At 54.9% G+C, this 10817-nt stretch carries 12 protein-coding genes; 7 read left to right on the forward strand and 5 right to left on the reverse strand.

Annotated elements, in window-relative coordinates; translation table 11 throughout:
* Positions 1–59: 59 nt before the first annotated feature.
* On the reverse strand, positions 60–1529 hold the full coding sequence (guaB, locus tag WCX19_RS07815) for an IMP dehydrogenase (protein ID WP_373006844.1): 1470 nt from the start codon (positions 1527–1529) through the stop codon (positions 60–62).
* A gap of 56 nt (positions 1530–1585) precedes the next feature.
* Positions 1586–2272, reverse strand: a complete 687-nt coding sequence (locus WCX19_RS07820; RefSeq protein ID WP_373006846.1) for a (5-formylfuran-3-yl)methyl phosphate synthase — start codon at positions 2270–2272, stop codon at positions 1586–1588.
* Positions 2273–2314: 42 nt separating this feature from the next.
* Between WCX19_RS07820 and WCX19_RS07825 the strand changes: the two genes are divergently transcribed.
* On the forward strand, positions 2315–2992 hold the full coding sequence (locus WCX19_RS07825; RefSeq protein ID WP_373006848.1) for a HisA/HisF-related TIM barrel protein: 678 nt from the start codon (positions 2315–2317) through the stop codon (positions 2990–2992).
* On the forward strand, positions 2986–3603 hold the full coding sequence (gene tmk / locus WCX19_RS07830) for a dTMP kinase (protein WP_373006870.1): 618 nt from the start codon (positions 2986–2988) through the stop codon (positions 3601–3603). Before WCX19_RS07825 ends, tmk (WCX19_RS07830) begins: the two co-directional genes overlap by 7 nt.
* A 113-nt stretch (positions 3604–3716) precedes the next feature.
* Here tmk (WCX19_RS07830) and WCX19_RS07835 read toward each other — a convergent pair whose 3' ends face one another.
* Entirely contained in the window at positions 3717–5816 is a 2100-nt protein-coding gene (locus WCX19_RS07835) for a C13 family peptidase (RefSeq protein WP_373006850.1), read from the reverse strand.
* A gap of 450 nt (positions 5817–6266) precedes the next feature.
* On the opposite strand from WCX19_RS07835, the gene WCX19_RS07840 reads away from it, so the two are divergent.
* The 5 genes from WCX19_RS07840 to WCX19_RS07860 all read left to right on the forward strand — a co-directional run bounded on the left by WCX19_RS07840 (position 6267) and on the right by WCX19_RS07860 (position 8842).
* Positions 6267–6887: a hypothetical protein gene (locus WCX19_RS07840; protein WP_373006852.1), complete on the forward strand. Its 621-nt coding sequence runs from the start codon at positions 6267–6269 to the stop codon at positions 6885–6887.
* Between the two features lie 63 nt (positions 6888–6950).
* The gene (tmk, locus tag WCX19_RS07845; RefSeq protein ID WP_373006872.1) at positions 6951–7466 is read left to right on the forward strand and encodes a dTMP kinase; all 516 of its coding nucleotides are present in this window, start codon (positions 6951–6953) and stop codon (positions 7464–7466) included.
* A gap of 682 nt (positions 7467–8148) precedes the next feature.
* Positions 8149–8445: a nucleotidyltransferase family protein gene (locus WCX19_RS07850; protein WP_373006854.1), complete on the forward strand. Its 297-nt coding sequence runs from the start codon at positions 8149–8151 to the stop codon at positions 8443–8445.
* A gap of 36 nt (positions 8446–8481) precedes the next feature.
* Positions 8482–8673 (forward strand): HepT-like ribonuclease domain-containing protein, encoded by a 192-nt coding sequence (locus WCX19_RS07855; RefSeq protein ID WP_373006874.1) that lies wholly within the window; start codon positions 8482–8484, stop codon positions 8671–8673.
* Positions 8606–8842 carry a DUF86 domain-containing protein gene (locus WCX19_RS07860; protein ID WP_373006856.1) on the forward strand — a complete coding sequence of 79 codons (237 nt, stop codon included), beginning with the start codon at positions 8606–8608 and terminating at the stop codon, positions 8840–8842. Before WCX19_RS07855 ends, WCX19_RS07860 begins: the two co-directional genes overlap by 68 nt.
* 989 nt (positions 8843–9831) lie before the next feature.
* On the opposite strand, the gene WCX19_RS07865 is transcribed toward WCX19_RS07860, so the two are convergent.
* Both WCX19_RS07865 and WCX19_RS07870 read right to left on the reverse strand, forming a co-directional pair.
* Positions 9832–10638, reverse strand: coding sequence for a hypothetical protein (locus tag WCX19_RS07865; protein WP_373006858.1), 807 nt, complete (start codon positions 10636–10638; stop codon positions 9832–9834).
* A partial coding sequence (locus WCX19_RS07870) for a hypothetical protein (protein ID WP_373006860.1) occupies positions 10631–10817 on the reverse strand: 187 nt, incomplete at its 5' end. The genes WCX19_RS07865 and WCX19_RS07870, both read right to left, overlap by 8 nt.

Below are 10817 nucleotides of genomic sequence, written 5' to 3' on the forward strand. Positions count from 1 at the left end.
ATCTATTTTATGCATTGCATGGCGGCAGGCCATGCGAGTAAAAAAGGAAACAAAAAAAATTATTCGAAGAGCCGGTAGTTCGGCGCTTCGTCTGTTATCAGGATATTGTGCGGGTGGCTCTCGGTCATGCCGGCGTTTGTGATCCTGACAAACCGGGCCTTCTTGTGCATATCCGCAATCGTGGCAGAACCCGTGTAGCCCATCGCTGACTTGAGACCGCCCACGAGCTGGTAGATTACCTCGCCCACGTGCCCGACGTACGGGGTAACGCCTTCCACACCTTCGGGCACGAACTTTGTCGCCCCGATCCCCTTCTTCTGGAAGTACCGGTCGCTGGACTGGCCCGAGCTCATGACGCCTAAGGAGCCCATGCCCCGGTACTGCTTGTAGCGCCGGCCCTTAATCGTGATCACCTTGCCCGGAGCCTCATCGGTACCGGCAAACATGCTCCCCATCATCACGGTATCCGCACCGGCAGCGATCGCCTTTGCAATATCCCCCGAATATCGGACGCCGCCGTCAGCGATGATCGGTACGTCTGCATTTGACGCGATATCAGCGACCTGCGCAATTGCGGTAATCTGCGGGACACCCGTGCCTGCGACAATCCGGGTCGTGCATATCGAGCCCGGGCCGATACCAACCTTGATACCATCAACGTTTGCGTTGACAAGCTCCTCTGCGGCTTTCGCGGTCGCGATGTTGCCGGCGATCACATCAGCTTTTACACTCCCCTTGATCTCCTTGACTGCTGCTACCACCTTCATGTTGTGGCTGTGGGCGCAGTCGACGACAAGGGCATCCACGCCACGCTCGTCAAGGAGGGTCGCCCGGGTGAAGTCGAACGGCCCGACCGCCGCTGCCACCTGGAGATTGCCCTTTTTGTCCCGGGTCGCACGCGGGTACTGGCGTTTTTCGAGAATGTCCTGCATCGTGATGATCCCGATCAGTCTGCCTTTTTTGTCGCTCACCGGCAGGCGCTCGACCTTGTTCGTGTACATGACCTCAAGAGCCTTCTCGGGAGTAATATCCTCAGCAGCCGTGATCGGCTTTTTTGTCATGATCGACTTAATGCTCTCCTCGCCGCGCCGGGAGACAATCGCCCGCACGTCACGCCGGGAGACGATCCCGATGATCTTAGAATTCCCGACGACCGGCACACCTCCGATGCTGTACTGGTTCATCAGTTTTTCGGCATCGGAAACGGTCGCGGTGTCTTCAACATACAGGACGTCACGCTCGATAAGTTCCTCGGCCTGCTTGACAAAGGTGACTTCCTGGAGCTCGTGTTCGGCGGTCATGTTACGGTGGATCACGCCGATCCCACCTTCGCGGGCAAGCGCGATCGCCATGGCCGATTCGGTCACCGTGTCCATTGCGGCCGAGACAAGCGGAATATTTAGCCCGATATTTTTCGTGAACCGGCTTTTGGTATCGGTTTCAGCAGGCTCGGTCCAGGATTCCAGCGGTTCAAGCAGCACATCGTCAAATGTGAGGGAGAGGGGAACATTCAGTTTTTTTGTGTACATAGTTCACCTGTTCTATTATCCCGGTAACGGGATTTTTTTTATTTTTATCCGGTATGTTACCGGATCATGGCCATTGCTGTCTTTACCAGGTCTTCGCGGATGGTTGCATTCCGGTTGCCCCCGCAGACCATGCCCCGGACCCCGATAATTTCCGGATCGATGCGTTTTAAGGCATCAATATCGTCGAACCTGAGCGAACCGGCAAGGGCAGTGCCGATACCAAGGTTCTTGTTTTGTGCAGTGAAACGTGCAAGCGTTGCCTCGTTCATGAAGGAGAACGTGCTCCGTCCATCCTTGATACCGGTATCGATCATCGCCAGGTCGGCCCCGCACTCAGCAACGAGGGGTGAGATATCGAACGGGGAAATGGAGCCCATCCGCTCGTAATCGGAATACCCGGCAATGACCACGAATTTTTCGGGAAACTCATCTTTTACGGCTTTGGTGACCGCCTCTATCACTTCGCGGGCATGGCCTTCCCCGGAAAAGGCAAGCCCGATCTTGATATAGTCAGCCCCGGCGCAGGCAGCCCCGTATGCGGCAAGGGAGGCGCCGCCTGGCTTGTAGGGAAAGTCCCCTATTGCTGCACTCACCGGTTTTTTCGCAAACGTTTTGATCTCCCGGATCACCCATGGAAAATTGGCGCCCAGCGACCCCTCAGAAGGTTTTTTGACGTCAATGATATCGGCAGCAACGGAACACTGAGCCTCGGAAATAGAGCTGGGGCTGACCAACAATTGCATAAAGTTTAATGATCTTTTACCCTAATAGTGGTTACGTTGCCGATGGAACTGGTGCTTGCAATGGATTTGCGGGGCAATATGGTCGTGCACGGAAAATCCGGGCTCCGCGATACTTACAAACCGCTCGACTGGGGGCTTTCCCCTACGGCTGAACCGGTTGGTTTTATCGAGGCCATTGCACCGAAATATATCTACATCGCAGACCTTGACCGGATCGAAGGTACCGGTTCCCACGATGCACTCATCCGCCGCTGTGCGAGCCTCGTGGAATGCTGCTATGTCGACCGGGGTACCCGCTCGCCGGGTGATTACCTTACCGGGCCGCACATCAAAAACATTGTTGGCACCGAGACGGGCGGGGCCGATCTCTCGCGGTACCATGGCGGCTACCTGAGCGTGGACGTAAAAGACGGGCTCGTGATCCCGTCAGGCACCACTCCCGAATCCGTGCTCAGGTCTGCCCGGAACCTGGATTTTGAAGGGTGCATTCTCCTCAACCTTGGGTTTGTCGGGACGGAGAACGGACTTCTTGCCGGGGCCGGCACGCTTGAATCGTGGCGGTCTGCCTGTGACGGCCGGCTGCTCTATGGCGGAGGGGTTGCATCTGTTACGGATCTCGAAATTATCCGGGACGCCGGCTTTGACGGCGCCATTATCGCGACTGCACTCCACAAAGGTGCAGTGCCGGCCGAATGGATACGGAGGGGATACTGTTGCTAGTCACCATTGAAGGTATCGACGGGACCGGGAAGAGCACGCTTCTCGCGGCGCTCAAAGAGAGTCTTTCTGATCTCGACCCGGTCTTTACCCGGGAGCCCGGGGCAACGTGGGTGGGGGAATCAGTCAGGAGAGCGATTGCCGAGCAGATCGATCCCGTTACTGAGGCAACGCTCTTTGTCGCCGATCACGCCGCCCACCTCGCCACCGTGGTGCGCCCGGCGCTCGCGCAGGGAAAACTCGTAATATCAGACCGTTACTCGGACAGCCGGTTTGCCTACCAGTCGGTGACACTGGCCGGCATAATCCCCGATCCGGAGGGATGGCTCCGGGCGATGCACAACGGGTGGTCGATTGTGCCGGACAAGACCATCTTGCTCGTGATCCCGGTTGACGATGCACTCGCACGCCTTGCAGGCAAGAGCGGGCGCGAGCACTTCGAGCGGCGCGAGATTCTTGAAAAAGTCCAGAACCGGTACCTCGAATTTGCCCGGGCTGAACCCTCGCGTTTCATTATCGTGGATGCCATGCTCGATAAAGACGAGGTCGCCCGGTTTGTGGCGGATGCAATCCGGCAGGTTGTAGCATATGGACGGAAACAGAAGAGGAAATAATCCGGGATCGCGCTCTTCCAAGGTCTGATGGAATTCTATTTTCAGAATGAGGGAGCCTACCCCCCTTTTTTTAGGTCGCCCGGGCACCTCGTCAGGCCCTCTGCTCCCCCCAATCACGGTGTGAGATACTTCAGTACCGGTGTGTCAATGCTGAAATTCCCTGTATTTATCATGCGGACATGCGAACCGGTCACCTTCTCGTATGTTACAGGGTAGAGATTCCGGAACGTGATGTTCCCGTTTGCCTGGATCGCTGAAATAACGCTTGACGTGAATTCGTCCGAGAGCCACTGTTTGATGTCCATGTCATATGTCGCACCGAGCGAGGGTTCGTTCTTATTTGCCCCGGTGAAGTACAGGATCCCCGGCGCCGTGATATTTGTCGCCATGCTCTCCCCGAAACAGGTATCGACAAAGAAGGCCATCTGGCGGTACCGGTGGTTCTCTGCCATGGCATTTGTCATAGCGGTAACGTCATCCGTGGTCAGCACCGACCTTGATGCCCCGAAGAGGATCTCGCCCGGGGCGCCGTGGCTCGCGATGTACACGAACACGTCGGTGCCGGCATCGCTCTCCAGAACAACCGGCGTGTCCGCGGTCTTTGTGCCGGTCAGGACGTTCCTGAAGACGGACGCCGTCACATTCCTGCCGTCATAGTCCACCCGGGCAACCGACCGGATATTCCGACCTCTGGGAATATTGTGAACGTCGCCTTTCAGGGGATTCTCCGAAAGGGTGGGGATATCGTCGTATACCATGAGGAGGATGTCATCGTCGCTGACCCCGTTCTGCCGGAGCAGGGTATAGACGGACAGGGCATCGGACTCGTGCCGGTAGTTGCTCCATCCCTTTGAAGGAGCCACGATCACCGCTTTGAAATTCGTTTTTGTTACCGAAATCCCGCCGGATCCCAGGGACGCCGGGGATGCGGACATGAACCCGGCAGAGGCCCGCGTATTTCCCACGGATTCGCCGTCGGTCTTATACGGGGCCGTGAGGTTCGCCGAGTTGAGGACCGCGAGAGTCCGGAATGTCCCGTTGTTCACCTGCCAGTGGGAATACCATGCAGCGATCGGATCCACACCCAGTTCCTCGTCATACTCAAGGCCGCCGCTCGCGCCGGTGATCCAGGGCATGGGCCCGCTGTGGATATCCCGGAGCGCCGTGCGGACTCCCGAGGCATTCCACCCGGTGACGGTTGCCTCGCCAATCACGACCTGCCGGACTGACTCCCCGAGCGGTTCGAAGGGGGCCCGCTCCTGGCGTGCCTCGGTGAATGCCGCGATCAGGAGGGCATCGTAGGTGGTTGCTGCATAATCATCCGGACGGTGCCCGAACGTTTCCACGTACGCCTTGGTGAACCCGGACTCCGGATCGGCGGAAGGGTTGGTCCCCTCAAGGCCTTCTGCAGATGTGCCGAGCAGCTGGACGAGGGATGGCTGGGCCCCTGCATCGGTCAGGAAGAGTTTTGTCCTGCTGCCGGACCGGTCGATCGCATGCTTGATCGTGGCGGCATCTTCCGGCCAGCAGGCAGCAACAATATAGTCCGGGTCGGTTTTCAGGGCGGCTGCGACATCGGACTCGATCTCAGGCGACCCCTCATCGAACTGCTGAAGGGAGGTGACGTCGATGCCATATTCTGTTGCAAAGAACCCGGTCCAGTCATAGAAGGTCTGGCCGTAGGTGTTGTTCACGACAAGCAGCGCGACGTTCTTTGCGCTTTTTCCTTTCAGGACCGTGAGGATGACTTTGACCTGGGCCGCGTCACCCTGCGTGGTCCTCCAGACATACCCGGTCTTCCCGAATGCCCGCAGGATTTCCCCCGATGTGGCGGTCGGGCTGATGAGGACTTTCTTTTTTGCAATGAAGAGCGGGGCGAGCGCGTACACGTCGTCGCTGTTCTCCGGCCCGATAACGATGCGGATGGAATCGTCGTTGAGGAATTCCCGTGCCTGCTGGCTGATGTTGCCGGTGGCGGAATCCCTGTACACGAGTTCGACCTGCCGGCCATTGATCCCGCCCTCGCTGTTGATGGTGTCCTTTGCCCATTCAAGCGGGGTTTTGAAATCCACATCCCCGGTCAGATCGAGGAGGACCCCTATCCGGACCGGCGTGTTTGCGTGGATGACGGTGTACCCTATCCATGCGCCGGCGGCGATGAGGACGACGATGATGACAACAATTCCGATTTTCCTGCGGTCGATATCGTTCACCCGGCCGTGGATACGGGGAACTCGCCCTGTGGATTTGAGCCAGCCGGGGAATCCCCTGGATATCCGGTTCTTATCAGGAGGCGTTAGGCACGAGGTCTGATAAGCATATTCATATGCATCCGTATACCGGAGATCGGACAATCGTTCCTGGCAGCGTAGGGCATATCCCGGCCCCGGTCATGGCGGGGGAACGATACACGGGCAGTCATGTTCGGTTTCGCAATTGTTCAGCGGCGGAACCATCCCGGCGCTGCCCGCTGGTCCGGCAGGATCACAGCGAGATATGCTGCCAGCGCAACGATGGTGCCGGGGATTGCGAGGCAGATCATGAACCGTACGAGTTTTTCTTGGACTCCGGTTTTGATGCACAGAATTTCATGGAACAAATCCGAAGATTAATAGATTGTCCGCAACAGACCACTTCATCCTATGAAACTGCCCCCTTTGCCGATGACCGCATCTGTTGTGACTGTTCTTATCTTCCTTGCATGCGTTGCCGGATGTTCTTCCCAGGTTGCGCCGGCAGGGACAGCAGCGTCCGTCCCCTCCTCACCGCAGGCGCCGGCAAAGACTCACGCAACCCTCGAACCCGAACAGATGGTTTTGCAGATCTCCGATCTTCCCGGGAATTATACGCTCGTAACGTCCGGGGAGCGGAATGCATCGAAGGTGCAGTCCTGGATGCACAACGCGGGGTGGAAGAAAGGGTACGCCGTCCTCTTCCAGAAGAACGAATCCGGCTCTTCTGCCCACCCGGCCATCTGGCACTATGTTTATCAATTCCCTGTAGAGAATGCCTCGCGGGTGGTATCCTTGCAGGTGGACGGGCTGGTGATTTATGATGCGCAGGATGAAAGGAACCGGAATACTACGTTTTTGGAGCTCGCCTCCCCGGGCATCGGGGATACGAGCCGGGCCGTGAGTATTGCCGACAAGGATGATCCAGAAATCATGAACATGATTGCGTTTTCCAAGTACGATGTGTACGAGGAGTTGTGGTGCAATGCGACTCCTGCGGATTACGAGAACCTCAAGAAGGTGGCAGCCATTGCTGCAGCAAAGATCGAATAACTTTTTTTCCCCGGGTAGTGGTGACTACAACCCCTTACAACAATAAGTCTTAAAAGTACAATAATACGCCCGGGAGGGCAGGGCCGGTCAGTCCGTCGGGCAATTGCCGAACAGATCGATCCCATCACGGAAGCCACGCTCTTTGTCGCCGATCACGCCGCTCACCTCACTACCGTAGTGCGCCCGGCGCTTGCGGCAGGAAAACTCGTTATCTCCGACCGGTACTCGGACAGCAGATTTGCCTACCAGTCGGTCACGCTTGACGGGATAATCCCCGAACCGGAGAAATGGCTGCGGGCGATGCACAACGGGTGGTCGATTGTCCCGGACAAGACGATCCTGCTCGTGATCCCGGTTGATGATGCACTCACCCGTCTTTCGACAAAGAGCGGCAGGGAGCACTTCGAGCGGCGCGAGGTGCTGGAGAAAGTGCAGAACCGGTACCTGGAATTTGCCCGGGCGGAACCGGACCGGTTTGTGATTGTGGATGCCATGCTCGATAAGGATGAGGTGGCCCGGTTTGTGGCGGATGCGATCCGGCAGGTTGTGGTATTTGGACGGAAACAGAAGAGGAAATAACGGATACCCGATTTGGATACGATACGGCCGTAATCATTTTTCAGATATTAACGAGTGAACCCACCCCCTTCGGGGGTCGCTCGGGCGCCTCATCGGGCCCTCGCTGGGCAAGAGACGGGTATCTTGAGTGTCCCTGATGGTGGATCTGTGGTTTTCCGATAATTCCTGGCTCGTGACTCAATCTCTTTTGGAAGTGCCCGGCAACCCAATAGATCTTTTTTGAAAAGAGCCGGAAACCGGGTCGCTCCGACCGATTTTGACATTGATCGGTCCGATCAATTTTTTTGTGGTGTGGAGGGTAGGGGGGAGGGGGGCTACCTCTCATCCGCGTGCGTGAAGGGTCGCCCCGATCATTTCTGAAATTGGCCGGACCGACCGGTTTAAAAAAACGATCGGACTGACCACCCCGTCTCGTCTGAAAGTCCAGGGGAAACACAGGCCGGAAAACTGGAACATGAGGGGTCGCCCCGACCGATTTTCAAATTGATCGGTCCGATCGATTTTTTTGCGGTGCGGGGGGTAGGGGGGAGGGGGGTGCCCGGTTTTTTTGAGGTCGGGGCGACCGATCATGGGGAGGGGTGGGGGTGGCCTGTCAGCAGATTACATGGGCCCGGCAAAAGACTGATGAAGGGCCGGCAATATTACTAATCAATTACAAAAACGAAAGGAAGGGGGTCAGGGTATGGCGGCACGCAGGATCAAAAAAGAAATCCGGAATCGCATCGTTACGATACTCAAAAAGTACGATGCTGAGCGGATCTTCATCTTTGGTTCCGATGCCCGGGGAGAGGCCGGCAAAAAAAGCGATATCGACATCCTTGTCCGGTTTGCCCGGCCAAAAAGCCTTATCCAGCTGGTCCAGATCGAGGATGAAATAGCAAAAGCCGTCAAGGTACCAGTTGATCTTGTTACGGAAAAATCGGTCAGCCCGTATCTTTCCTCCTCAATCCACCGCGATGAAGTGGTGATCTATGGATGAAGCCGGAAGATCCGGCGTACCTCCATCATATCCTTGATGCAATTTCCCCTATCGAAAAATTTTAGAAAAACCATCTCTTCTGCTGAAGAACTCAAAGATCATCCGCTCGAACGTGCGGGAATCGAAAGAATGCTCTCCATTATTGGCGAGGCTGCAAAGAATGTCTCGCCGCAATTGCTCGAAAGACGCCCCGGATATTCCCTGGAAAGCAACGGCCGGCATGCGTGACAAACTCATCCACCACTATTTTGGCGTGGACTACGAAGCGGTGTATGAAACCATACGGCAGGATTTGCCGGTGTTAAAGAGAGGGATCCGGAGAATCCTGAAAGAGACCCTGATGCAGGACCCGGGCAAGAGTGCAAAGAAAAAGCGGGCGAACCGGGAAAAATCCTGATATCTCCCGAAAATACGCCCGTAAAATTGTCCGCTTCAGTTCGCGTGGAAATGACGCCAATAAATCGATTTATTTGCCAAAATATGCCCAAATTGCCCTCCATATAATGCTTTTAAACGGCTTGTAACCGCATTTTTACGGCATCTTTTTCCGGGAACGATAAAACCCAATCCGGTTGCAGGATCCCGCCAAAAAACGCGTTTATAAGAACATTTTATTTTGCCCGTTTGCAAAAATAAGGCTGATTTGGGCTTGTTTTTAAAAGAAGCCCGATACGGGCTCCGTTTGGATCCGGGAAATGGCAATCCGGGCACAATTCGGGCCCGGATTGGCGTATCTCAGATCGGAGGGTTGGGGGATTGTCCCTTATACCCCCAGGTGAGGGTAACTAGCATATCTGACAGGAGTTCCCATGGCGGGCAGCGAGGAAAAATGATCTGATGTACGCAACCGGAGAAATGAACAAAACAACTTCGAAATGAGAGAACTCGTCCACAGAATTTTTCCGGGCCGCGGAAACGATGCGATGCAAGACGCGAGAAAACGCCTCGTCGGGTTTTGCGCTACGCACTTACCGGGATCCGGATACGAAACCGGATTCGGTTGAATGAATTGTGAAGCGAAAGGAGCGGGCGCCTAGACACACTCTTGTCCGAGCAGAGGGCCGCGATGGGGTGCGAAGGTAACGAGACACGTAAACGCGACGAGTCCGAGCCCCACGTGCGTCGCGCGAGTAAGTCACCGAGTGTCACCGGCCTGGCCTACAACCGCAGATCGTCGCCCGCATCGCACGACTTCGCTTGTGTTCGCCCCGCTCCGCGACCGGCTCCAAACTCATTACAAATTCTATTCTGCAAATTGCCCAGATACGGTCTGAGAAGTCTTGTGTCTCACACTTGTATGATTCTGATGCACAACACAACGTTCTCGGGGAATTTCCGGGAAATTACCTGCTGCTGCGCTCGGTGATCGCGATCTGCCTTATTTCTTTACAGATTCTCAATAAGACCTCGGATTACACCACGATATGTCTCTACATCAATCCCTAAATGACGAGCAGCTTTTTTCGAGACATCATCCGTAATCGCATCGAAACCCGCTCTGCATTCCTGCGGGTATTGACGATGAATCTCTTCCAGGATTTTCTTATACGATATTGACGAATACCAGAGAATCGCATAGATATCACAGGCATCCTTTGTCAGTTTGTCGTCCTTTGTCCGATTCTGGATCGATACAAGTTTCGTAACTAACAACATCACCGGAGGCGGTATCAGCAATTCAACTCCGTTCAAAACAACGGTTACCCCAGTACTTTCGCTGAATACTCTCCTGATTACGGGTTCATCCAGAACATGAAAGCCAAAAACGTCTTTTTGTTTCGGATGAATATTATCGACCATCACATCGATGTACAAATAAAATAAATCGTACATTCCTATATTTCGGGCGACTTCTTTGGTAACTACCTCCCCGGTATCTTTTTTTATGATCTTACAATAGCGAAAAGAACCATCCGGGGAATACCCGATGCTTTGAATAACCGTTAGTGCCTGAGAAAAGGTACACGTTCGTAATTCAGACTCACTGCAGTCGGGATCCACCTGAAAACATACGTCGATATCCCGTGATCCTAAATAGGGAGCTCCATGTTCATCTGCGAACGATTCATTTACCGTTACGTAAACGCCCCAACCACCAATGAGTACAAAAGGTTCAGGGAGTTGGGTTACTATCTCCTTGAGTGCCGTGAGAGCTGATTCGTATTCAACTCTGTCGTACAATTGCTCAGGCATGATACATCATTTTCATGAGGCGTTCCCCTGCCTCCCCGCACTCAGCACCCTCTCTCATTAAATCTACAATAAGCTGTTGAATCGACACGACCGGCCAATCATCAACGCTATGTTTCTCAAAAAAAACGTGATGATCCGAACAATAAATTTTCACATTCCCTTTTCCCAGATATCCTGAA

The sequence above is a fragment of the Methanoregula sp. genome, assembly GCF_041663825.1.
GTDB lineage: Archaea > Halobacteriota > Methanomicrobia > Methanomicrobiales > Methanospirillaceae > Methanoregula.